Annotated in this window: 21 protein-coding genes; 5 read left to right on the top strand and 16 right to left on the bottom strand. The window is 58.7% G+C overall.

Annotated features, from left to right (window positions below; translation table 11 throughout):
* Positions 1–97: 97 nt before the first annotated feature.
* From J3352_RS02660 to J3352_RS02645, 4 genes are all read right to left on the bottom strand, one after another.
* On the bottom strand, positions 98–667 hold the full coding sequence (locus tag J3352_RS02660) for an ANTAR domain-containing response regulator (protein WP_156065827.1): 570 nt from the start codon (positions 665–667) through the stop codon (positions 98–100).
* Positions 668–742: 75 nt separating this feature from the next.
* On the bottom strand, positions 743–2,062 hold the full coding sequence (locus tag J3352_RS02655) for a glutamine synthetase family protein (RefSeq protein ID WP_156065825.1): 1,320 nt from the start codon (positions 2,060–2,062) through the stop codon (positions 743–745).
* Positions 2,063–2,264: 202 nt separating this feature from the next.
* The gene (locus J3352_RS02650; RefSeq protein WP_156065822.1) at positions 2,265–4,352 is read right to left on the bottom strand and encodes a glutamine synthetase III; all 2,088 of its coding nucleotides are present in this window, start codon (positions 4,350–4,352) and stop codon (positions 2,265–2,267) included.
* A gap of 250 nt (positions 4,353–4,602) precedes the next feature.
* Positions 4,603–5,832 carry a class I SAM-dependent rRNA methyltransferase gene (locus J3352_RS02645; protein WP_097771887.1) on the bottom strand — a complete coding sequence of 410 codons (1,230 nt, stop codon included), beginning with the start codon at positions 5,830–5,832 and terminating at the stop codon, positions 4,603–4,605.
* A gap of 261 nt (positions 5,833–6,093) precedes the next feature.
* On the opposite strand from J3352_RS02645, the gene J3352_RS02640 reads away from it, so the two are divergent.
* The gene (locus J3352_RS02640; RefSeq protein ID WP_005934485.1) at positions 6,094–6,597 is read left to right on the top strand and encodes a CYTH domain-containing protein; all 504 of its coding nucleotides are present in this window, start codon (positions 6,094–6,096) and stop codon (positions 6,595–6,597) included.
* Between the two features lie 89 nt (positions 6,598–6,686).
* Here J3352_RS02640 and J3352_RS02635 read toward each other — a convergent pair whose 3' ends face one another.
* The 4 genes from J3352_RS02635 to J3352_RS02620 all read right to left on the bottom strand — a co-directional run bounded on the left by J3352_RS02635 (position 6,687) and on the right by J3352_RS02620 (position 10,728).
* A complete protein-coding gene (locus J3352_RS02635; RefSeq protein WP_005934483.1) occupies positions 6,687–8,177 on the bottom strand; it encodes a DUF1846 domain-containing protein in 1,491 nt (496 codons plus the stop codon).
* Between the two features lie 204 nt (positions 8,178–8,381).
* Complete coding sequence (locus J3352_RS02630) at positions 8,382–9,362, bottom strand: hypothetical protein (RefSeq protein WP_097771888.1); 981 nt, start codon at positions 9,360–9,362, stop codon at positions 8,382–8,384.
* Positions 9,363–9,836, bottom strand: coding sequence for an RNA polymerase sigma factor (locus J3352_RS02625; RefSeq protein WP_097771889.1), 474 nt, complete (start codon positions 9,834–9,836; stop codon positions 9,363–9,365).
* Between the two features lie 175 nt (positions 9,837–10,011).
* The gene (locus J3352_RS02620) at positions 10,012–10,728 is read right to left on the bottom strand and encodes a YoaK family protein (protein ID WP_117476118.1); all 717 of its coding nucleotides are present in this window, start codon (positions 10,726–10,728) and stop codon (positions 10,012–10,014) included.
* Between the two features lie 183 nt (positions 10,729–10,911).
* Between J3352_RS02620 and J3352_RS02615 the strand changes: the two genes are divergently transcribed.
* Entirely contained in the window at positions 10,912–11,739 is an 828-nt protein-coding gene (locus J3352_RS02615) for an RNA methyltransferase (RefSeq protein ID WP_156065816.1), read from the top strand.
* An 86-nt stretch (positions 11,740–11,825) separates the two neighbouring features.
* On the opposite strand, the gene J3352_RS02610 is transcribed toward J3352_RS02615, so the two are convergent.
* Positions 11,826–13,052: a 6-phosphofructokinase gene (locus J3352_RS02610; protein WP_097771892.1), complete on the bottom strand. Its 1,227-nt coding sequence runs from the start codon at positions 13,050–13,052 to the stop codon at positions 11,826–11,828.
* A 94-nt stretch (positions 13,053–13,146) separates the two neighbouring features.
* Positions 13,147–14,370, bottom strand: a complete 1,224-nt coding sequence (locus tag J3352_RS02605) for a 6-phosphofructokinase (RefSeq protein WP_005934476.1) — start codon at positions 14,368–14,370, stop codon at positions 13,147–13,149.
* A 374-nt stretch (positions 14,371–14,744) separates the two neighbouring features.
* On the opposite strand from J3352_RS02605, the gene J3352_RS02600 reads away from it, so the two are divergent.
* Positions 14,745–15,773 (top strand): GDSL-type esterase/lipase family protein, encoded by a 1,029-nt coding sequence (locus J3352_RS02600; protein ID WP_242699842.1) that lies wholly within the window; start codon positions 14,745–14,747, stop codon positions 15,771–15,773.
* A 79-nt stretch (positions 15,774–15,852) separates the two neighbouring features.
* Here the strand turns inward: J3352_RS02600 and typA are convergent, their stop codons facing one another.
* Positions 15,853–17,676, bottom strand: a complete 1,824-nt coding sequence (typA, locus tag J3352_RS02595) for a translational GTPase TypA (protein WP_097771893.1) — start codon at positions 17,674–17,676, stop codon at positions 15,853–15,855.
* Positions 17,677–17,883: 207 nt separating this feature from the next.
* On the opposite strand from typA, the gene J3352_RS02590 reads away from it, so the two are divergent.
* A complete protein-coding gene (locus J3352_RS02590; RefSeq protein WP_005934470.1) occupies positions 17,884–19,491 on the top strand; it encodes an MBL fold metallo-hydrolase RNA specificity domain-containing protein in 1,608 nt (535 codons plus the stop codon).
* 140 nt (positions 19,492–19,631) lie between these two features.
* Here J3352_RS02590 and J3352_RS02585 read toward each other — a convergent pair whose 3' ends face one another.
* The 5 genes from J3352_RS02585 to J3352_RS02565 all read right to left on the bottom strand — a co-directional run bounded on the left by J3352_RS02585 (position 19,632) and on the right by J3352_RS02565 (position 22,260).
* On the bottom strand, positions 19,632–19,997 hold the full coding sequence (locus tag J3352_RS02585) for a hypothetical protein (RefSeq protein ID WP_156058176.1): 366 nt from the start codon (positions 19,995–19,997) through the stop codon (positions 19,632–19,634).
* Between the two features lie 145 nt (positions 19,998–20,142).
* The gene (locus J3352_RS02580; RefSeq protein WP_156065811.1) at positions 20,143–20,784 is read right to left on the bottom strand and encodes a PrsW family glutamic-type intramembrane protease; all 642 of its coding nucleotides are present in this window, start codon (positions 20,782–20,784) and stop codon (positions 20,143–20,145) included.
* Positions 20,771–21,391, bottom strand: coding sequence for a hypothetical protein (locus J3352_RS02575; protein WP_156065808.1), 621 nt, complete (start codon positions 21,389–21,391; stop codon positions 20,771–20,773). The genes J3352_RS02580 and J3352_RS02575 overlap by 14 nt, the downstream gene beginning before the upstream one ends.
* Positions 21,381–21,725 carry a hypothetical protein gene (locus tag J3352_RS02570; RefSeq protein ID WP_156065805.1) on the bottom strand — a complete coding sequence of 115 codons (345 nt, stop codon included), beginning with the start codon at positions 21,723–21,725 and terminating at the stop codon, positions 21,381–21,383. The genes J3352_RS02575 and J3352_RS02570 overlap by 11 nt, the downstream gene beginning before the upstream one ends.
* Positions 21,715–22,260, bottom strand: coding sequence for an RNA polymerase sigma factor (locus J3352_RS02565; protein ID WP_005934461.1), 546 nt, complete (start codon positions 22,258–22,260; stop codon positions 21,715–21,717). Before J3352_RS02565 ends, J3352_RS02570 begins: the two co-directional genes overlap by 11 nt.
* Positions 22,261–22,446: 186 nt before the next feature.
* Here J3352_RS02565 and J3352_RS02560 point away from each other — a divergent pair, with 186 nt between their 5' ends.
* Positions 22,447–23,817 (top strand): sodium-dependent transporter, encoded by a 1,371-nt coding sequence (locus tag J3352_RS02560; RefSeq protein ID WP_156065802.1) that lies wholly within the window; start codon positions 22,447–22,449, stop codon positions 23,815–23,817.
* Positions 23,818–23,962: the final 145 nt, after the last annotated feature.

Here is a 23,962-nt window from a genome sequence, read left to right as displayed (position 1 = left end):
TGTTCAGTCCTCCTCTAATTTATCTTTCAGAGATCATTCTTTCCCAGTACGGATGCGCCTGCATCCGAAACAAAACATACAACACCAGATTATAATCCTAATCCTCGTAAGAATCAAGGATTTCCTGTGCAATTTCTGCACGGCTGCGCCGGGTGTCCATGGCGCGCTTTTCAATGTAGCGGTGGGCGGCATCCTCGTTCATCTGCTCCCGCTCCACCAGACAGCATTTTGCATGGCTGACCAGCCGTACCTGTACGATCTTTTCCTGCATCCGGGCGTTTTCCTGCCGGAGCAGCTGCAGGCGGTGGTTGCTGGCCGCGGCCAGATGGATGGCCTGCAGGAACAGCGTGTTGGAGAACGGCTTGCTCAGCAGCAGCACCCCCTGCTCACTCATGGGGGTCAGCAGCTGCTCGGCGGCGGCTGCCTTGGCCAGCAGCACCACGCCTGCGTCTGTTTTTTCTACGGCAGAGGAACACAGCTCGTGGCCGAACTCGTCCGGCAAAGGCGCGTTGACCACGATCAACTCAAAATCAGATTCCAGTATCCTGCGCCGGGCCTCGGCACCACTGGGGATGATCGTAGGCCGGGTGTATCCCAGCTCTGCCAGCCGCGCGGAGATGTACTCGTTGGAGCTTGCTCCGGCGCTCACGATCAGAGCACGTCCCATTTGAATCGCTCCTTTCTCTTACATCCAGGCAAGGGGCCGAATCATTGCCCCTTCGTACTTTCCCTCAAAAGCGGTTCAGATGGCGTTGAAGTAGTGCACCCGCTCGTACTCTGCCGGGTCGGCGGCAGCTTTCAGGGCGGCACAGCGCTTCAGTTCTTCCTCATAGTACCGATGCGAAAGCTCTTCCGGCAGCACGCGGTGCAGAAATTCGCTCTCCTGCGCGGCCTGTACGGCCTCCTCCAGCGTGGAAGGCAGTCTTTCCAGCCCAAGACCTGCGGCCTCGGCGGGATCGAACAGGTTCTTGTTGATGGGGGCCTGCAGCACCATCCGGTGCTCGATGCCGTCCAGACCGGCGGCCAGCACCAGACCCACGGCCAGATAGGGGTTGCAGGCAGGGTCAGGGCTGCGCAGTTCCATGCGGCAGTTGGTGCCCTTGACCTGCGGGATGCGCACCAGCTGGCTGCGGTTCTGGCGGCTCCAGCTCACATAGCGGGGTGCCTCGTCACAGCCAAAGCGCTGGTAGCTGTTGGGCAGGGGATTGGTGAACACGGTCAGCTCCCGGCTGTGGGCCAGAACACCCGCCATAAAGCTGCCTGCAATGCTGTCCGGGGCAATGTCGCCCTCAAACAGATTGCGGCCGTCCATGCAGAGCGAAAGGTTGATGTGCAGGCCGCTGCCTGCCTGATCCGGCAGGGGCTTAGGCAGGAAGCTGGCGTGGATGCCGTTGCGCATGGCAACAGCCCGCACGATCTGCTTGAACATCATCACATTGTCGGCTGTTTTCAGGGGGCCGGCGTAGTGGCAGTCGATCTCATTCTGGCCGTGGCCGCTCTCGTGATGGCTGTGCTGGGGGCTCATGCCCATCTGCTCCATGGTCAGGCAGATATCCCGGCGCAGGTTCTCGCCTGCATCCAGCGGGGCAACATCAAAGTAGCCGCCAAAGTCGATGGGGATACGGGTGGGGCGGCCCCGGTCGTCATTCTCAAACAGGTAGAACTCGCACTCGGCCCCCACGTTGCAGGTCAGGCCCAGCTTGCGGAAGCTGCGGCTCATCTGGCGCAGAAAGCCGCGGCAGTTGCCGCCAAAGGCAGCGCCGTCCGGCTTTTCCACGTCACAGAAGAACTGCATCACCCGGCCCTCGGTGGGCCGCCAGGGCAGGATGGTCACGGTGGAAAGATCGGGCCGGAGCACAAGATCGCTCTCCTCCACCTTCATAAAACCGGCAATGGAGCTGCCGTCAAAGCAGACACCATCCTCCATGGCCTTGGGCAGGTCGCTGGCAAGCACGGCGATGTTTTTCTGGGTGCCAAAGATATCGCAGAAGGCAAAGCGGACAAATTTGACGTTGTTGTCCTCCACAAAATCAAGGATGTCCTGTTGGGTATTATAGCTCATAGTGGTTCCCTCCGAGCCGCAGGGTGCGGCGAATGGCACATCAGTGCAAAACTGGAAAAATCAGCTTGCGTTCTTAAAAAACGCCTAAAGGCCTGCTTCGTATGCGCAAAGCAGGTCTTTAGGCTGGTGTAAGAAATAGGAAAAGGGGAATGGCTTAAAAATCCAACAACCCAGCGATGCTTATCAAGCTATGTCAGAAAGATCAGACGTAGTAGAGCATCTTGCTGTAGCTGGGCAGAGGCCAGTAGTCCTCACCGCAGATGGTCTCGGCATCGTCAGCAGCGGCGCGCAGAGCATCCATCTTGGGCAGAACGTCATCATGGAAGGAGACAGCCTTGGCACTCTCATCGGTCATGGCCTCAGCGGTATCCACAGCAGCCTGCAGGGCATCGATGGCATCGCTCATGGCATCGGCATCGGTGGACAGGCGGGTGAGGGTCTTGGTCTCGCTGCGCACGCTGATGGCCTCGCTGACGGCCAGCTTGGATGCGGCGGTGTTGGCAACCTCGCTCATGTAGGCGTTGATGGCGGGCAGCAGCTGCTTGCGTGCCATCTCCAGCATGGTCAGAGCCTCGATGTTGATGATCTTGGAGTAGTGCTCCATCTCGACCTCGTAACGGCTTTCCATCTCGATCTTGGTCAGAACACCGAAATCCTCCATCAGCTGGATGTTCTTCGGGTCGATCAGTGCGGGCAGAGAAGCGGGCGTGTTCTTCTTGTTGGGCAGGCCGCGGCGTGCTGCTTCCTCTTCCCACTCGGCGGTGTAGCCGTTACCGTTGAAGATGACACGGCGGTGGTCACGGATGGTGCGCTTGATCAGAGCAATGGCAGCGCTGGTAAAGTCCTCAGCGCCCTCCAGCTCGTCGGCGTAGCCCTTCAGCTCCTTGGCAACAGCAGTGTTCAGGATGGTGTTGGCATCGCTCAGGTTCTCAGCAGAACCGGGCATACGGAACTCGAACTTGTTGCCGGTGAAGGCGAAGGGAGAGGTGCGGTTGCGGTCGGTGGTGTCCTTGCTGAACTTGGGCAGGACATCCACGCCCAGATCCATCTTCATCTTGACGGGGCCGGCATAAGGCGAATCAGATGCAATGGCATCGATGACAGCTTCCAGCTCCTCACCCACGAAGATCGAGATGATGGCCGGGGGAGCCTCGTTGGCACCCAGACGGTGATCATTGCCCGGGGTGGCAACGGAGGTGCGCAGCAGATCAGCGTACTCGTCCACTGCCTTGATGACAGCGGCCAGGAATACCAGGAACTGCAGGTTCTCCATGGGCGTGTCGCCCGGATCCAGCAGATTCTCGTGGGTGGTGGACATGGACCAGTTGTTGTGCTTGCCGCTGCCGTTCACACCCTCAAAGGGCTTCTCGTGCTGCAGGCAGACCAGACCATACTTGGGAGCGATCTTCTTCATCATCTCCATGGTCAGCAGGTTGTGGTCAATGGCAACATTGGTGGTGTCGAAGATGGGGGCCAGCTCATGCTGGCAGGGAGCCACCTCGTTGTGCTTGGTCTTGGCAGGAACGCCCAGCTTCCACAGCTCCTCGTCCAGCTCCTTCATAAATGCGGAGACCTCGGGACGGATGACACCGAAGTAATGCTCCTCCAGCTCCTGACCCTTGGCAGAGGGAGCACCGAACAGGGTGCGGCCGGTGAGGATCAGATCCTGACGTGCCTCGTAATCCTCCTTCTTGACAAGGAAGTACTCCTGCTCGGGGCCGACGGTGGTGGAGACGTAATCAACATCCTTGCCGAACAGCTTCAGGATGCGGATGGCCTGACCGGACAGTGCATTCATGGAGCGCAGCAGGGGGGTCTTTTTGTCCAGTGCCTCGCCGGTGTAGCTGACGAAAGCAGTGGGGATGCACAGCACGTCATCCTTCACGAAAGCGTAGCTGGTGGGGTCCCATGCGGTGTAGCCGCGGGCCTCGCAGGTGGCACGCAGGCCGCCGGAGGGGAAGGAGGAAGCATCGGGCTCGCCGCGCACCAGCTCCTTGCCGGAGAACTCCATGATGGCGGTGCCGTCGCCCACGGGGCTCACAAAGCCGTCGTGCTTCTCGCTGGTGATGCCGGTCAACGGCTGGAACCAGTGGGTGTAGTGGGTGGCACCCAGCTCCATGGCCCAGCGCTTCATCACGCTGGCCACAACGTTTGCCACCTCGATATCCAGGGGTGCGCCCTTGTGCAGGGTGCGCTCCAGGCTCTTGTAAGTAGCGCTCGGCAGGCGCTCCTTCATTACATGCTCGTTAAAGACCTTGCTGCCGTAGATTTCCATAACATTTGCTGCCATAAATCCTACTCCTTACTTGATCTTATGTCTGTCCCTTCCGAAACTGTCTCCCGCCGCCGAACTGCGGCCCGGAAACAGCGAAAAGCTTTTTAACAAAAACGGCGCTGCGAGTCAGGAGGTGACCCACAGCGCCGTTGCTGTCTATGGTTTGATTATATCCCGGAACGGCTCAAAAGGCAATTGACAAAACTGACGATTCTGCACAAACACGTTGTCGTTTTTTTGGGAGATATCGTATTTGGTATTACTTTTAGATCACCTGGAACAGGAAGAACTTCAGGTAATTGGTCTCGGGCACGCCCCACAGGATGGGGTGATCCGGGGCCTGCTGGCGCACCTCGATCTGCCGCAGCTGCCGGTGGGCATCCTTTGCGGCGGCGTGCAGCATCTTGATGAACAGCTCCTCGGTGGCAAAGTGAGAGCAGCTGGCCGTGGCCAGATAGCCGCCCCGGGGCAGCAGCTTCATGGCGCGGTAGTTGATCTCCTTATAGCCGCGCATGGCGTTCTCCACCGTGCGGCGGGCCTTGGTAAAGGCCGGCGGATCAAGGATGATAAAGTCGTAGGGATGGCCCTCTTTTTCCAGCCGGGGCAGCAGCTCAAAGGTGTCCTCGCAGAGAAAATCCATGTTGGTCAGGTTGTTGCGCTGGGCGTTCCGCTGGGCCATGGCAATGGCCTCGGCGCTGATGTCAGCGGCAGTGACCCGGGCAGCCCCGCCCTTGGCAGCGTTCAGCGCAAAGCTGCCGGTGTGGGTAAAGCAGTCCAGCACAGTGTGACCGGCAGCAATGCGGGCCACAGCCCGGCGGTTGTATTTCTGGTCGAGGAAAAAGCCGGTCTTCTGGCCGTTCTCAAAATCGACGTGGTAGAACACGCCGTTCTCGCAGATCTCGGTCTGGGTGCTGTCGGGGTGCGTCTCGCCGGGCAGGTCAAACCAGCCCTTGTTCTGTGCCAGGCCCTCCTTGGCCCGCAGAGCCTCGTCGTTGCGCTCGTAGATGCCCTCAATGGTCTGGCCGTCAGCGCGCAGGACTTCCGCCAGCAGGGGGAAGAGGATGGGCTTGAGCTTTTCCATGCCCACGCTCAGGGTCTGGGTGACAAGGATATTGTTGAATCGGTCCACAGTCAGGCCCGGGAACTGGTCAGCCTCGCCAAAGATGACACGGCAGGCGGTCAGGTCGGCGGGCTCCAGCACAGTCTTGCGGTAGGCCCAGGCGTATTCGACACGGCGCTTCCAGAAAGCGGCATCGAAGGTGTCGTTGGCGTTGCGGGAGATGAGCCGCACCCGGATCTTGCTTTTCAGTGAGAGAAAACCGGTGCCAAGATAGGCACCCTTTGTGCTGACTACATCGACCAGCGTGCCGTTTTCAGGCTCCGCCTCCGGGAAACCCAGGATGTCGTTTTCGTACACCCAGGGGTGGCCGCCCACCAGAAGCCCTTCGGCGTGTTTGTTGACGGTGTAAACGGGGTAATTGCGAGAAGATTTCATAGTTGCTCCTGTTATAACTGGCTCGCCCTCTCAGTTTCGCTCCGCTCGCCAGCTCTCCCAAAGGGAGAGCCTTTGGCGATTTTCGATTCAGTCTCATCAAGCTTGAATACAGAGCGGCTCTTGGCTCCCCCTTTGGGGGAGCTGGCAATGCCGTCAGGCATTGACTGAGAGGGTGAGGATGCTAAAATTTCATACTGATATTTATTCTAACATAAAAACGTGCTAGAATAAATACAAAAACACAGAAACGAGGAAAACGTCATGGAAATCGAACGCAAATGGATGGTGAACGGCTGGCCGGAGGGCGAAAACCTCCCGGCTCTGCCGCTCAAGGAAGAGTTTGCCATGCGGCAGGGATATATCAGCGTGCGGCCCACCGTGCGCATCCGGGAGGAGGCGCTCAAGGGCGGCGAGACGGCCTATATCCTCTGCTTCAAGTCCGGAAGCGGGCTTGCACGGGAGGAGATCGAGCGCCCCATCGACAAGAAACTGTTTGATGAACTGGAAACAAAGATCATCGGTAAGCCCCTGATCGGGAAGATCCGCAGAAGCTACGCCCTGCCCGATGGCCTTGTGCTGGAGGTGAACCATGTGGATGAGGGCCAGCCCACTGCGTTCTGGTACGCTGAGGTGGAATACCCCACCGTGGATGCCGCCCGCAGCTGGAAGCCGGAAGCCTTTGGCCTTGCAGACTATCTGAACGATGATGTCACCGACCAGCCCGGCCAGAGCATGGGAGCCTACTGGGAACAGACCCGGAAATAAAAATGACCCTCTCCGTCGCGCAGATACGGCCGCCTTGCCCTTGGGGAAAGACGGCAGTGCAAAGCAATGACAGAGAGGGTCATTATTTTTTACTTCTTGTGGTACATCCGGTCTGCTTCCTCATAGGCGGGCTCGCAGGTCAGATACATGCCCAGCTTCTTCACGGTGTCCATATCCACGCTGGACAGGATGACGGTGGAGTGCATATCGCAGCCCTTCAGGTGGGAGAGTTGCTTGAGGGCGGCTGCAGCAGTGGGATTCTGCGCGGCCGAGCTGGACAGGGCAATCAGGATCTCGTCGGTGTGCAGGCGGGGGTTCTTGCTGCCCAGATAGTTGGTCTTGAGGGTCTGGATGGGCTCGATGGCGGCGGCAGAAACGAGGTCAAGCTCCTGGTCGATGCCGGCCAGCTTTTTCAGCGCGTTGAGCAGAGCGGAGGAAGCGGCACCCAGCAGGGGGCCGGTCTTGCCGGTGACAACGGTGCCGTCCGGCAGCTCGATGGCAGCGGCGGGGGCACCGCCGGTCTTTTCAGAGACTGCATGGGCGGCCTGCTCCACCGGGCGGCTGCCCTGGGTCAGTCCGGCCTGATTCATCAGCAGCTCCAGCTTGTAGACCTCGCTCTGGATCTGTGCGCCGTTCTTGAGGTCACACAGGGCCTTGAAGTAGCGGCGGACGATCTCGTTGCGGGAAGCTTCGCAGCAGGCCGCGTCATCCACAATGCAGTTGCCGGCCATGTTCACGCCCATGTCGGTGGGGGAGTGGTAGGGGCTCTTGCCTGCAATCAGCTCAAACATGGCGTTGACCACGGGGAAGATCTCAATGTCGCGGTTGTAGTTGACCGCGGTCTTGCCATAGGCCTCCAGATGGAACGGGTCGATCATGTTCACATCGTTCAGGTCGGCGGTGGCAGCCTCGTAAGCCAGGTTGACCGGGTGCTTCAGGGGGATGTTCCAGATGGGGAAAGTCTCAAACTTGGCATAACCGGCCTTCACGCCCCGCTTGTATTCGTGGTACAGCTGGGACAGGCAGGTGGCCATCTTGCCGCTGCCGGGGCCGGGAGCCGTGATGACCACCAGCGGGCGCTGGGTCTCGATGTACTCGTTGCGGCCATAACCCTCGTCACTCACGATGCGGGCAACGTCGTTGGGGTAGCCGGGGATCTTATAGTGCCGGAAGGTGCGGATGCCCAGGCTGTTCAGCCGCTTCTCAAAGGCTTCCACCTCGGGGGCAGCGGTGTACATGGTCACGCATACACTGCCCACAAATAGGCCGCGCTCCTGGAATGCATCGATGAGACGCAGAACGTCCAGATCATAAGTGATGCCATAGTCACCGCGCACCTTGCTGCTGACGATGTCCTCAGCGTTGATGACGATAACGACCTCGGCCTGATCCTTCAGCTGCAGCAGCATCTGCAGCTTGGAATCGGGCTGGAAGCCGGGCAGCACGCGGGAGGCGTGGTAGTCATCGAACAGCTTGCCGCCGAATTCCAGATACAGCTTGTTGTCGAACTGCGCGATCCGCTCCCGGATGTGCTCCGACTGCATCTGCAGGTATTTGTCGTTGTCAAATCCTTTTTTCATTCGTTGCTCCTCTTCCTGATTTCGGTTCCCATATCCAGCCCGGGCAGCGGGTTCCACGGCGGAAGTGTGCCCGGGGAATTACACAATACAACAAACAGTATATCATATCAGAAGAGCGGGTGCAATAAAAAATCAACAAAAGTCCCGCTCCTTCCAGCAGAGAGCTTTTGCCGGAAAGAGCGGGGCAGGGAGGAACAGTGCGGATTACAGGGTCAGCTGGATGCCGCTGAGGGTCACGGTATCCGGATCAGGCTCCTCATCCTTTGCTTTGGCGCGGGTCTGTTTGGGCAGAGCGTCCTCGTGGACTACTTTGCCGCATTCCAGCTCAGGGATGGCAAAGAAGGCTGCTTCCAGAGCATCAGGCAGCTCTACTTCACCGGTAACATGCAGGAATTCGATCTGAGCCAGCAGGTCTGCGCTCTCTGCGGGGATGACAGCATCGCCCAGCACATAGAGACGGGTGCCATACCGGCGCAGGGAAGAGGCGGTCAGCTCCAGGTCGTCCTCCACCACGGCGGTGCCGTCCGGCACGATGATCAGCTCGGTGGAATCCGGGAAGAGCGGGGCCAGAACGGGCGCAAGGCTTGCGCACAGGATGGCCTTTGGAGCGGAAAAGCTGCAGCCCTTTGCGGCCAGTGCGGCAGTGTCGAGCCTGGGGTCAACCGCCAGGAAGCGATGTTCATTCCAGTACAGGCGGCTTTGTGCCCGCAGCAGGAAGGTGTTGTCTAGCTTGATGGAGCTTCCCGGCAGGAGCACTGCATCATCGGGGTAGACCGCCAGCTTTCCGTTCAGGATGCAGCGGGCGGATACCACTGCCGAGAGGCACTGCGGGCAGTAGATCATACCGTTGACCAGAATGCAGGCGTACTTCTGTAAAACCTCTGCAGCATCCGGTGTGATCATCAGCTTGCCGTTGACCACCAGTACCTGCCCGGCGGCGGTCTGGCTGGCAGAGCTCAGCGTGACCTTGCCATTGACCACACCCACCGAGACCTCCTCCGGGACATTTTTGCAGAGCATCGAATCCAGAGAAATGTTGTGCTGGCTCAGGAGCGTCTGCACCCGGGGCGAGGTCAGCGCGATCATGCAGTCCAGCTTGATCTGCTCATAGCGGTCAAGAAAATCCTCCTGCACATTGCGCAGGTCCAGGATCATAGCGTCCACATTCAGGTTCTTTTTCATCATTTAATCCTCCGTAAGTTCAGTTTTGAGGCGATGGCGTATCTGGGCAAGGCGGCTGCGGACCGTGCCGGGCGGGAGACAGAGCAGCTGACCGATCTCGCTGGCATTGTAGCCCGCTGTATAGCGCAGGGTGAACAGCCGCCGTTCTTCCGGGGTGAGCAGAGCCAGTAGACTGGCGGCTTCCACTGTGTCCAGCGCGGAATCCGGTTCGGCACTGTCCTCTTCCGGGAAAAAGGTGCTGAACAGCTGCTCCTCCTTTGCCGCCCGGCGGAGTTGGTCGCAGTAGAGATTCCGCGCTGTGGTAAACAGCCAGGCCTTGCACTGCCGCTCTGTAAAGCTGTTGATAAGGCTCCGGTTCTGCAGTGCCCGCAGAAAGACTTCCTGGGTCAGATCCTCCGCCCGGGCTTCGTCCCGGCAGAGATTGAAACAGAAGTGTTCCAGCCTGTCCCAGAAGGTCTCGTACAGCAGCTCCCACATGGGGCTTCCTCCTTTCATTGCGTCGTTCTGCCTGTAAGACGAAGGAGACCGGGGAAGTGTTGGATAGATTCGGAAAAAAATAAACCCTCAGTCTCGCTGGCGCTCGCCAGCTCCCCTACCAGGGGAGCCCTTGGCATGGCGGTAAACAGCGTGAAACTGAGGGAAACTCCTTGATTTAATGTTTTGCTTCCAGCGCTTCGAGATCTTCTTTGATCTCTTCCACATCTTCTTTCAGGAACATCAGGCAGAAGCTGACGGCCAGCAGCAGGCAGGAGAACCAGATGGCCTTTGCGCCGCAGAGGTCCAGCGTCAGGCTGCCCAGGCCCGCGCCCAGCGCAAACAGGAGGATGATGCCCCAGTAATAAAGGGATTTTTTCAGGGCGGCAGGATTGCGGTTGAGCACCCAGCTGCAGAGAGAGTCCATGCCGCTGCGCATGTTGCCGATGCACATGGTGCTGGCAAAGGCATAACCGTTCACCTTGCGGAAGGTCTGCACCTGCATCGCACAGGCAAACGAGACCAGTGCGTTGGCCATAAGATTCCACTCCTGCGGGAAAAAGCCCACCACGAACAGCATCACGATCTCACATAGCACCACCAGCTGCCGCCAGTGGAGCCGCTGCAGATTCTGCAGCTTCTGGTGCATCAGTTCTGCCGCGAACACGCCCAGCGCAAAGAAGCACAGGGGCACAAGATAATGCAGCACACGCCCCCACTCCCCGGCAAAGGCATGGACAGCCATCAGCACAATGTTGCCGGTCTGGGCGTTGGCAAACACCTTGCCCCGGAACAGATAGGTGTATACGTCCTGCAGGCCGCCGGACAGTGAAAGGAACATTGCCGTGCAGAAGGCTTCCGACATCTGGCCGCGGCGCTTTTTCTTGGAATTCATACAAATTCCCCCTCTGATTTTTTACCCCTATACTATAACGCGGGTTGACGGATTTGTCAAAAACAAAAGGTGATTTTTGGCGGTTTTGACTATGTAAAACGAATATGCCTGCCATGTTTTTTGCAATTGTATCCGGGTTGTGCTACAATAAGACCATTCATACAGAAAAAGGAGAATCCCCCCATGCCCAATATCATCGAGATCACGGATTTTCACGCGCCGGAGCTGGACCCCTACGCCCGCCTGACGCAGAACCAGCTGCGCAGTCGGCTGGAACCCGAAAAAGGCATCTTCATTGCCGAGAGCCCCAAGGTGATCTCCCGGGCACTGGATGCAGGCTTTGTGCCGGTCTCCCTGCTGATGGAGCGCAGGCAGATCACCGGCCCTGCGGCGGAGATCCTGACCCGCTGCGGGGATGCACCCATTTATACTGCTGACCGGGAGCTGCTGGCTGCACTGACAGGCTACGAGCTGACCCGGGGTGTGCTCTGCGCCTTTCAACGTCCGAAACCCCGCACCGTGGAGGAGCTCTGCCGGAACATCCGGCGGGTGGCCGTGCTGGAGGGCATTGTGGATTCCACCAACGTGGGTGCCATCTTCCGCAGCGCGGCAGCGCTGAACATGGACGCTGTCCTTATTAACCCCTCCTGCTGTGACCCGCTCTGCCGCCGGGCCGTGCGTGTGAGTATGGGCACGGTGTTTCAGGTGCCCTGGGCGCAGATCGGCGAAACGCCCGCCGATTGGCCCGAAAAGGGGCTTGCTCAGCTGAATGCCCTGGGTTTCAAGACGGCTGCCATGGCCTTGAGTGACCGTTCGGTCAGCATCGATGACGAGGCTCTTGCCCGGGAACCGAAGCTTGCCATTGTGCTGGGCACGGAGGGAGACGGCCTTTCCCGTACCACCATCGCTTCCTGCGATTACACAGTCAAGATCCCCATGTCCCACGGGGTCGATTCCCTGAACGTTGCCGCCGCCAGCGCCGTGGCGTTCTGGCAGCTGGGCAAACAGTAATTCATAAGCCACACAGCAAAAAACTCCCGCCCGGAGCGCATCCGGGCGGGAGTTTTGCTATGCCTTAGAAGGATTCAAAGGAGAAATTACTTCTTCATGTAGATGTGGTGGGGCAGACCTGCAATGTACAACGGAGTCAGCTCAGCCTGGATCAGCGGGCGGGCATACTCGAGGAATTCCTCGGTCATCTGGGTGTGATTCTCGTTCATCCAGCTCAGGGGGACCTTCTTCTCGAGGTTTGCAACTTCACTGATGGGGTGCAGCTCGGTGATGTACTGATAGGGGCTGTTGGAGATGCGCTTCAGGGCGACCATCTGACCGGTGACACCCTCAAAGGCGGCCTTGGCAGCAGCGCCGCCCACCTGGTAAGCCTCGGTGATATCGGTGCGGCTGGTCAGGTGACCAGCGCAGCGCTGCAGGGTAGACAGCTCGATGCAGCGGGTCTTGGTATCCAGATTGCGGGCGACCACATTCGCCAGATAGCGTGCGGTACCGGTCAGTGCCTTGTGGCCGAAAGCGTCCACTGCGTGCACATCATCGGCCAGCTCACAGACGTAACGACCGTCCTCGAGCTTGACACCCTCGGAAACAGCGATCACGATGCTGGGCTTCTTCTCCTGCATGGTGCGAACCTTCTCAATGAAGTGCTCCACGTTGAAGGGGACTTCGGGCAGGCAGATCATATCCACGCCCTCGCAGTCATCGCTCTTGGCCAGAGAGGCAGCAGCGGTCAGCCAGCCGGCGTTGCGGCCCATGATCTCGACCACGGTGACATAATTGGTGCCGTAAACGGTGGCATCGCGGATGATCTCCTTCATCACCACACCGATGTACTTTGCCGCAGAGCCGTAGCCGGGGGTGTGGTCGGTCACCATCAGGTCGTTGTCGATGGTCTTGGGAACGCCCATGAAGCGGATGTCGCTCTGGATGCGGTTGCCGTATTCAGCCAGTTTGCCGATGGTATCCATGGAGTCGTTGCCGCCAATGTAGAAGAAGTAGCCAATGTTCAGCTTTTCCAGGATGGCGAACAGCTTCTTGTAAACGGTTTCGTCATCGTGCCAATCGGGCAGCTTATAGCGGCAGCTGCCCAGGAAGCTGGACGGGGTGCGCTTGAGCAGCTCGATATCCAGGTCATCGGTCAGCACGGTGGAAAGATCCACCACGCGCTCCTCCAGCAGACCGGCAACACCGTTGCACATGCCGTAAACGATCTCAGCGCCGCGGCTCTTGCAGCTCTCGAATACGCCTGCCAGACTAGCATTGATGACGGAGGTAGGGCCGCCAGACTGACCAACGATTGCATTTTTACCCATGATGATTTCTCCTTTTCTTCTGTTTCGGCTTTTATATTATCGTGCAGGAGCACGAAAACAGACCACGAGGGGGGAGGAAGCGCGCAAATGAAACTTACAGGCAGATATGGCGCGGGGTACCGTTGACATAGACCGGTGTTACTTCGTCCAGGATGAGCGGGCGGGCATACTCCTCAAATGCCGCCGTCACCTGCATTCCGTCCGGGGTGATCCAGTCCAGCGGCACCTTTTTCTCCAGGTTTGCCACCTGCTGGACATCCACCGACTCGGTGATGCACTGGTAGGGGTAATCGGAAATGCGCTTGAGCGAGATCATCCGCCCGGTCTCGCCCGCAAAGGCAGCGGAAGCGGCAGCGCCGCCCACGGCGTAGGCCTCGTTCACATCGGTGCGGCTGGCCAGATGGCTGGCGCAGCGCTGCAGGGTCGAGAACTCAATGGCACGGCTCTTGCAGTTCAGGTTGTCGTGGATGAGGTCAGAAAGATACCGGCTGGTGCCGCTGAGGATGGCCTTGTGGCCAAAGGCATCCAGCTGCCCGGCGGTGGAGACCAGATCGCACAGATAGGTGCCGTCGGCAGTCTTAACACCCTCGCTGGCTGCAATGATGACATTGGGCTTGACCCGCTGCAGCTCGTCCACCCGGGTCAGGAACCTGTCCGGGTCAAAGGGAACTTCGGGCAGCAGAATGAGGTCGGGGCCTTCGCAGTCATCGCCGCCGGCCAGACAGGCCGCACCAGCCAGCCAGCCCGCGTGGCGGCCCATGATCTCGGCCACCGTTACGCTGCGGATGTTGTAAACGGAGGAGTCACGGATGACCTCCTTCAGGATGGTGGCAATGTACTTGGCGGCAGAGCCGTAGCCAGGGGTGTGGTCGGTCAGGCAGAGGTCGTTGTCGATGGTCTTGGGCACACCGATGAACCGGACGCTGCTGCCCACCTGGGCACCGTAACGGGAGAGCTTTGCAATGGTGTCCATCGAGTCGTTGCCGCCGATGTAGAACAGCGCACAGATATCGTACTTGTCAAACAGGGTGAACAGCTTGATGAACGGGGTAGAGTCCACGTCCGGGTCCGGCAGCTTGTAGCGGCAGCTGCCCAGATAGCTGGACGGGGTGCGCTTGAGCAGCTCGATGCTCATGCGGTCATCCAGCAGAACATTCAGTTCCAGCATCTCTTCCTTTAAAAGGCCCTCGATGCCGTACTTCATTCCGTAGACTTTATCGGCTCCCAGACTGCAGGCAGCTTTGTATACGCCTGCCAGGCTGGAATTGATAACGGCGGTGGGGCCGCCGCTCTGGCCGATGATGACATTTTTTGACATACGTCCTCCTTATCCAAAAGAACAACATTTCACGTCCTGCAAAGCGCGGCAAGTCCTTCTGTGTCCTCCCAGAGCCCTGCACTGCCCGGGGAAGGAGATTGCGGATGCGCGCCGCAAGTCGTACAAAAAGAATGCAGGATGTGCATCTGATTCAATGAAAACTGTGCAATTCCTGCAACAATACTATTGTAAACTATTTCTCTGTTGTATGCAAGACCTGATTGGTTGCACGGGCAAAAAAATTATGATACAATATTTGGCGTATCCTACAAAAACACAGGGTCGGCCGGAGTGCAGAATGCAAACTCTGCAATTTTTCGGGGATACTGACCGTAATGATAGAGAAAAGAAAACAGGGAAAGGCGGGAAAGAGAATGGGGATCTCACACGAATATCATTCCACCCATGGCCGGAGACGGCGCAGCAAGGCAGGCACCGGCCTGCGGCTGGCGGGGGTCATTGCAGCGATCCTGCTGCTGTCGCTGGCCATCACGGCCATTCTGGAAAATGGCGAAAAGCAGAGCGAGGCTGCCCAGCAAAGCCCGGCGGCGGGCACAGCGGCCAATATCCTGGCTCCGCTGCCCATGCAGGGAGATACGGGAGCCTCCGCGGCAGACAGCGCCGGCAGTACGGCAGGGGAAGGCAGTGGAGCCGCCGATGCGTCGGCTGTCACGCTGGAACAGTTCGGCCCCGCCCGGCAGGCAGCGGGGGCCTATCAGGTCAAGGCGTATGACAGCAGCGTGATCCGTCAGCCCAGCTGTGGGCAGGTGGATCTGAGTTACTTTTCGGATGCGGCCCTGCTGGGCGACAGCCTGACCGTGGGTTTTTCCGATTACAGCATCAACCTGGGCGGGGCGCTCATCTGCGGCTATACCGGTGTGGGTCCCGATGCCATCGTGAACCGCAGCGCGGTCAAGAGCAGCGTGCGCGGCTCAGAGGTGGCAATGGATGTGCTGACAGCGGCCCAGCCGAAAAAGCTCTATATCCTGCTGGGCACCAACACGCTGACCACGCTGGGGGCGGCAGACCGCTTTCTGGCCTACTATGGCCAGATGCTGGATCAGCTCAGGCAGGCCCTGCCCGGCTGCGTCATCTATGTCCAGTCCATCCCGCCGGTGCGGCCCCAGGCCGCTGCGGAAAAGCCCGGTCTTGCGTCTGATGTCCTGCGCTCGGTGAACGAGCAGCTGGCAAAGCTGGCTGCAGACAAGGGCTGTGTCTACCTTGACCTGTGGGAGACCTTTGCCGATGAGAACGGGAATCTGAAGGAGATGCTGGCGGCTCCGGATGGAGTCCACTTCTCGGCCGGAAACGGCTATGGTGCCTGGGTCACCTACCTGCGCAACCACGCAAAGTATTCGGCTTCCAACTCCTGGACTATGGGCAGCGCATACAGCGCTGAATAAAGAGCGAAACACAAAAACGGCATCGCAGACCGATCGGTTTGCGATGCCGTTTTTTATGTTGATCGGGAAGGGAAGCAGCTTACTTCAGCTTGCTCTTGGCCTTCATGCGCTGGTCGTGGTTCAGGATCTGCTTGCGGATGCGCAGATTCTCAGGGGTGACCTCCAGCAGCTCGTCCTGTGCCAGGAACTCCAGGCAGCCCTCCAGGCTCAGCTTGCTGACGGGGATCAGGCGCAGAGCGTCATCGGAGCCGGAAGCACGGGTATTGGTCAGGTGCTTGGTCTTGCAGACGTTGACATCCACATCCTCGCCGGAAGCGGTGTAGCCGATGACCATGCCCTCGTAGACCTTTTCGCCAGCGCCCACCAGCAGGGTGCCGCGCTGCTGCGCGTTGTACAGGCCGTAGGTAACGGCATCGCCGGTCTCAAAGCTGACCAGAGAACCGGTGGAACGGTTGGCGATCATACCGGCCCAGACATCGTAGCCATCAAAGATCTGGTTGAGGATGCCTTCGCCGTGGGTATCGGTCAGGAACTGGTTGCGGTAGCCGAACAGGCCGCGGCTGGGCATCCGGAACTCCAGGCGGACACGGTCGGTGCCCAGGGACTCCATCTGCTGCAGAACGGCCTTGCGCTGACCCAGGCCGGTCATCACAGCACCCTGATACTGGGTGGGAACGTCGATGACAACGTGCTCCATGGGCTCGTAGGTCTTGCCATCGATGACCTTGGTCAGAACGTGCGGGGGAGAGACCTGCAGCTCGTAGCCTTCACGGCGCATGGTCTCGATCAGGATGGACAGGTGCATCTCACCACGGCCCATGACGCGGAAGGAATCGGTGGTGGGAGAATCCTCCACCTTCAGAGCAACGTCCTTCAGCAGCTCTTTCTGCAGGCGGTCACGGATCTGGCGGCTGGTGACGTACTTGCCCTCACGGCCGGCCAGGGGGCTGTCGTTGACGGAGAAGGTCATCTCCACGGTGGGGTCGTTGATCTTCACGAAGGGCAGCGGCTCAACCTGAGAGGGAGCACACAGCGTGTTGCCGATGGTGACATCGGGCAGGCCGGAGAATGCAACGATATCGCCTGCGGTGATGTTGTCGCAGGGCTGGCGGCCATTGGCCTGGAAATCGTACAGCTTGGTCAGGCGGCCGCGCATCTTCAGGTCGGGGTTGTGCCAGTCGCACACGACCACTTCCTCGCCGACCTTGGCAACGCCGTTCTGGATGCGGCCAATGCCGATGCGGCCAACGAACTCGTTGTAGTCAACAGAGGAGACCAGCATCTGGAAGGGAGCCTCGGGATCGCCCTGAGGAGGCTGGATGGTGTCCAGCAGGGTATCGAACAGGGGGATCAGGTCGGTGCCGGGCACATCGGGGTCCAGGCTTGCGGTGCCCTGACGGCCGCAGCAGAACAGGATGGGGCATTCCAGCTGCTCATCGGAAGCGCCCAGATCCATCAGCAGGTAAAGCACCTCGTCGATGACTTCCTTGATGCGGGCATCGGGGCGGTCGATCTTGTTGATGGCAACCACCAGGCTCAGGTTCTGCTGCAGAGCCTTCTGCAGAACAAAACGGGTCTGGGGCATGCAGCCCTCAGCAGCGTCCACCAGCAGCAGCACGCCGTTGACCATCTTCAGCACGCGCTCGACCTCGCCGCCAAAGTCGGCGTGGCCCGGGGTATCAACGATGTTGATCTTGACACCCTTGTAGGTGCAGGAGCAGTTCTTGGCCAGAATGGTGATACCGCGCTCACGCTCGATATCGCCGCTGTCCATGACACGCTCTGCCACGACCTGATTGTCGCGGAAAGCGCCGCTCTGACGCAGCATGGCATCCACCAGCGTGGTCTTGCCGTGGTCAACGTGAGCGATAATGGCGACGTTGCGCAAATCGTTACGAACCATAAATAACTACCTCTCTATTTTGAATCTCTGTAGAAGTTACGTCATACGAATAAAGTTTATCTCAGTTGGGGGTGGTTTGTCAAGATTGTATAAAAACTTTTTCAAAATTTCGGCGCTTTGCCCGATAACTCTTTACACGATTTGGGCAGATGGACGCGGCGAGTTATGCTATACTAAGGGTGCAAAACCGAACTGGGAGGTGTATCTATGAAGCTCACATTTTTGGGAGCCAACCACGAGGTCACGGGCAGCTGCACCCTGCTGGAAGCAGCTGGGCAGCGCTACCTCATCGACTGCGGTATGGAGCAGGGGAAGGATGTTTACGAGAACCAGCCCTTTCCTGTGGCACCAGGTGAAATTGACGGCGTGCTGGTGACCCATGCGCATATCGACCACACAGGCCAGCTGCCGCTGCTGGTGCGCAACGGCTTCCGGGGCAGGATCTATGCCACCAAGCCCACGACTCAGCTGTGCAGCATCATGCTGCGGGACTCTGCCCACATTCAGGAGTTTGAAGCTGAGTGGAAGAACCGCAAGGCGAAGCGTGCCGGTGCCGAGCCGGTGGAGCCGATGTACACTGTGCAGGATGCCGAGGCGGCCATGCAGCTGTTCCGGGGCATGGAGTATAACACTAAGATCGAACTGGCCCCGGGCCTTGTGATCCGCTTCATCGATGTGGGCCATCTGCTGGGTTCTTCCAGCATCGAGATCTGGGTCACTGAGAGCGGCACCACCACCAAGCTGGTCTTTTCCGGGGACATCGGCAACCAGCATCAGCCCATCATCAAGGACCCGACAACGATCCGGGACGCGGACTATGTGTTTATGGAGTCTACGTATGGCGACCGCAGCCACGGTCCCCGCCCGGACTATGTGGGGGAGCTGAGCAGAATCCTGCAGCGCACCTTTGACCGGGGCGGCAATGTGGTCATCCCCAGCTTTGCGGTGGGCCGTACCCAGGAGCTGCTCTACTTTATCCGTGAGATCAAAAAAGAGGGTCTGGTCACCGGCCATGGCAATTTCCCGGTCTACATCGACAGCCCCCTTGCCATTGAGGCGACCCGCATCTTCAAAGATACCGACCCCGACTGCTTTGACGAGGATACCCGGGCGCTGCTGGCCCAGGGCATCGACCCCATCCAGTTCCCGGGGCTGCAGGTCAGCGTGACCAGCGATGAGTCCCGGATGATCAACGCCGACCGGGTGCCCAAGGTCATCATCTCGGCCAGCGGCATGTGCGAGGCAGGCCGCATCCGCCACCACCTCAAGCACAATCTGTGGCGGCCGGAGTGCACGATCCTTTTTGTGGGCTATCAGGCCGTGGGAACGCTGGGCCGCACCCTGATCGATGGTGCCGTCAATGTCAAGCTGTTTGGTGAGACCATCGACGTGCAGGCAGAGATCTGTCAGCTGACGGGCCTTTCGGGCCATGCCGACCGCGAGGGCCTGCTGGCTTGGGTGAACGCGTTCAGCCCCAAGCCCAAGCGGGTGTTCGTCATCCATGGCGAGGACGAGGTGGAGAACATCTTTGCCCAGACCCTGACCGAGCAGGGCTTTACCGCCTGTGCCCCTTACAATGGGGAGCAGTGGGCCATTGGGGCCGAGGGTGCGGTCTGCCTGCAGGAAGGCTCCCGTGTCCGGCTGGAGCACAAGCCCAGTGAGGGCGCGTCCCGCGCCGCAACGGTGTTCCAGCGGCTGGTCAGCGCCGGCAAGCGGCTGCTCCGCGTCATCGAGCACAACGAGGGCGGGGCCAACAAGGACCTTGCCAAGTTTGCCGACCAGATCAACGCCCTGTGCGACAAGTGGGACAGATAACCATAGAACCAGAAAAAACAGCACGCCGTTCGGTTTCGGCGTGCTGTTTTTGGTTGAAAAGGAAAAGGCTCTGCCGGGAGAAACGGCAGAGCCTTTTCGGGGTATGGAGAAAAGTGTGTGGGAGAAGAGCATGGAGGGCGCTACTGGTCGTCAGAGAGGCTTTGGGAGGAAGCCTTGTCTGCAGCATCCGGGGAGAAGGGGCGGTGCAATGTTTTGTACCGCCTGTACCGGATGCCGAGCAACGTGAATACAACGCCGGTGACAAAGGAGCCGACGCTGACCACGATATAAGCATCAGCGCCGCTGTGCAGCAGCACCGAGCCGTACCCGGCCAGAACGATGGAAAGACCCGGAACATGCTCCTGATACAGCAGGGACGCAATGCCGACTGTCAAAAACAGACAAACTGCTGAGAGAGTGCAGTTGATTCGATGTGCCCGCCTTTGACGAAGCCTGCGTGTGCGGCGGCGAATTTCCTCCATACGAACACTCGCCTTCTGGGTCATGGACAGTCCCTCCTTTTGAGAGATCATCAGAGCGGCTGCTTTCCGTCCTCTCTATCTCCTATAATACAGTTCGCGCCGATTCCTTTCACCCAAATTTGAAAAAAGTTCAAAAAAATTTCCCGCTCCGGAAAAGAGCGGGAAACGGTCAGTGAAAAACAGTGTGCCTGCCCCTGCGGAGCAGTTTTGCCGCAAACAGGGTGACGATGATGGCAGAAGGAAAGAAGTACCCGACCATCTGCCAGAAGCCGTCGGCGGTGATCAGCAGGTTGTAGATGCCGTGCAGCACCATGCAGACCCCCAGAATCCCCACCGTGCCGGTGCAGGTGAGCCACGGACGGCGGAACACATAGGCCAGTGCCAGACCGGTCAGGATGCCGCAGACCAGATGCAGGGCCCCGGCGGACATGCCGCGGATGAGCAGGAAAACAAAACTTCCTGCACCGTTTTCGGTCAGGTAGCAGACGTTTTCAAAGGTAGCAAAGCCCACTGCAATGCCAATGGCCGCAGGAGTCAGCTTGTGGGAATCCGGCTCAAAGATCAAAAAGTAGAGCAGCAGAGGCAGCAGCTTCAGGATCTCTTCGCAGACAGGTGCGATCTCAATGGCGGTGGTCACGGCACTGCACTGGTGCCGCCCCATGAAAAAGCTGCTGACATAAGCCGAAAGCAGGCAGGTGGCCATGCCCAGCACCACGAACAGGGTTAAGCGCCGGGGGCTGCCCGATGTGAACAGCAGGGAGAGCAGCATGGGAAGCGCCAGGCACAAAAAGATGTTTTCAATGTAGGTCATGGGGCTCCTCCCGCAGGATATGGGGCAGGAAGCTGACCAGCGTGAGGGTCAACAGGATGTCCACAGCATAGTAAAGGCTGAACCGGGTGTAATCACGGATGAACTCGGAGGCAACGAACAGAAGGATCTGCAACAGCATTTCAAACAAAAGTGCGATCTCATAAGGCCGGAGCCGTTTTTCCTTTTGCAGGGCCGAAAAACAGAGATAGGCCAGCGCGCCAAAGGTGAGCGCCAGCACACCAGACATCAGCGGCGAAGGGCCAAACACCTGCACCCGCATGACAACTCCGGCAATGACCACCCCGGCCGCCAGCGCAAAAGGGGAGAACGGCGGGCGCAGGCCCTCCCAATAGAGGATCTCCAGCGAGAGAAAAAAGAAATACGAGGCCATCCAGGAGCATTCGGCCACATAAAACACCTGCGGCCCATGGCCCAGAATGATCAGATGGAGCAGGTAGTACAAAGTACCCATCATAAAGCTGGCGTAGCCGAACGCCAGGATCAGGCAGGAGCGGCTGCTGCGCCGGAAGGCGAGGAGAAAGGCGAGGAGCGCCATCGCAGCCAGCACGATCACCTGAAAGGTGTTGTCAATGATCTCAAAGCTCATCGTCGTCCCTCGTGTGCTTCTTTTCACTGCTGCGGCGCAGGCGGTAGAGCAGGATGGTCACGCAGGAGCCCAGCAGGAACGAGAGTACGCCCACCAGGATATAACCGTCGGCTCCGCGCTCACTCAACATCCCGGCGGTGCCGGTGGGGGAAACATGCAGCGCGACCGATGTGCCTGCCCAGCCGGGCATGGCAAGGCCCAGGCAGACCACCAGCACAAGACAGGCCGCCATACAGCCTGCATCGATCAGCAGCATCTGCCGTGCGCGCGCCTGACGCTGCAGCTGGGCCGTGCGCTGGCGGATCAGCGCCATCCGTTCGGTATCAGTTTTCATACTGATATCCCTCCTGTTCCAAAAGTTGTTTCAGCTGCTGCTTGCCCCGGTACACAAGGTTCGTTACCTGCTGCTCGGTACGTCCCAGCACCTGTGCGGCCTGCCGGTAGCTCAGTTCTTCAAAATAGACCAGAAAAAGTGTCTCCCGGTATTCCTTTTTGAGCTTGCCCAGTGCGGCGTACAGCTGCTGGTGCTGTTCGTTCTGGAACAGCCCGGTTTCGGCCAGTGCCTCGTCCGGCAGTTCAAAAGGCAGTTCCTCCAGCGGCAGAAAAAACCGCCGCCGGGTCTTGCAGCGCAATGCGAGATTGCGCCCGGTTTTATAGAGGTAAGCCTTGAAGCAGCCATCCTGAATGGGCCGCTCTCTTGCAAAAATATGGGCAAAGGCTTCGATCATCAGATCCTCTGCCTCGTGGATATCGCCCAGCACGCCGTTGATGTAAAGGGTCAGCGCGTCGCCATACCGCTCCACCAACAGCTGAGCGGCAGCTTCGTCTCCGGCCAGATACTTCCGGTAGGCTGTTTCGTCTGAGACCATCCGGTTGTTCCTTTCCGTGTTGTACACATTTCATCTTGTCTATTTTATATAAGATGAAAGAAATTTGCAAGGGAAAATACGAAAAAGCACTCCATTCTCTTCCAATTTGTGATATAATAAACTGATTTCGCCTGTTTTTCGCGCGGAAGGCGGGCGGCTGAAATTATTGGAGGGGACAAATTTATTATGGAACGTGAAACGCTGAAATCGCGGCTGGGCTTCATCCTGCTGTCGGCAGGCTGTGCCATCGGCATTGGCAACGTGTGGAAATTTCCTTATATGGCAGGTCAGGGCGGCGGCGGAGCCTTCGTACTGTTTTACCTGCTGTTCCTGGTCATTCTGGGTCTGCCCATTATGACCATGGAATTTGCTGTGGGCCGTGCCAGCCGCAAAAGCCCGGTGCGCGCCTATCAGGTGCTGGAAAAGCCGGGTCAGAAGTGGCATATCCACGGCTATTTTACCCTGATCGGCTGTTACCTGCTGATGATGTTCTACACCACCGTTGCAGGCTGGATGCTGCACTATTTCTATATGACCGCCGCTGGAAAGCTCTCCGGCTTGAACGCAGACGAGGTGGCGGGCAAGTTCACCGAGATGCTGGCAAGCCCCGGCATTATGACCTTCTGGATGGTGTTCGTGGTCGTTCTGAGCATTCTGGTCTGCGCCAAGGGCCTGCAGAATGGTCTGGAGCGTGTGACCAAGGGCATGATGATCGCCCTGCTCCTCATCATGGTCATTCTGGCCGTGAACAGCCTCTTCATGGATGGCGCAAAGGAGGGCCTTTCCTTCTTCCTGGTGCCTGACTTTGGCCGCATGAAGGAGGTTGGCATCGTCAACACCCTGGTGGGTGCGATGAATCAGGCCTTCTTCACCCTGAGCCTGGGCATCGGTGCCATGTCCATTTTTGGCAGCTACATCGGCAAGGAACACTCCCTGCTGGGCGAGAGCGTCCGTGTGGTGGTGCTGGATACCTTTGTGGCCATCACGGCCGGCCTCATCATCTTCCCGGCCTGTTTCACCTTTGGTGTGGATCAGACCGCAGGTCCCAGCCTGATCTTCATCACCCTGCCCAATATTTTTGCCAACATGGCGCTGGGCAGGTTGTGGGGCAGCCTGTTCTTTCTGTTCATGGCCTTTGCGGCCCTGTCCACCGTGCTGGCGGTGTTCGAGAACATCATCTGCTGCGGCATGGAGCTGACCGGCTGCACCCGTAAAAAGTCCAGTCTGGTCAACCTGTTCCTCATCATCCTGCTGTCCATGCCCTGCGTGCTGGGGTATAACCTCTGGGCCTGGGATGGCTTTGCCGTGTTTGGTGGTGCAGTGCTGGACTTTGAGGATTTCCTTGTCAGCAACCTGTTCCTGCCGCTGGGCAGCCTGGTCTACCTGCTGTTCTGCGTTTCCCGCTATGGCTGGGGCTGGGACAACTATAAGAAGGAAGTCAACACCGGCAAGGGGCTGAAGATCCACGATTGGATGCGCGGTTACCTGACCTACGGTCTGCCCGTGATCGTGCTGTTCATCTTCGCCTTTGGCATCTACGACAAGTTCTTTGCATAAGGAAATAAACCCTCTCAGTCTCGCATTCGCTCGCCAGCTCCCCAAGGAGAGCAACGCATCTGATGGGCAAACAACTTGCACAGCCTGAAGTCAGAGCAGCAATTGCCTCGCCCTTTGGGAGAGGTGGCAGTGCGAAGCACTGGCG

It is taken from the genome of Faecalibacterium sp. Marseille-Q4164, assembly GCF_017377545.1.
Classification (GTDB): Bacteria; Bacillota; Clostridia; order Oscillospirales; family Ruminococcaceae; genus Faecalibacterium; species Faecalibacterium duncaniae.
This window is presented reverse-complemented; position numbering and strand designations above follow the sequence as displayed.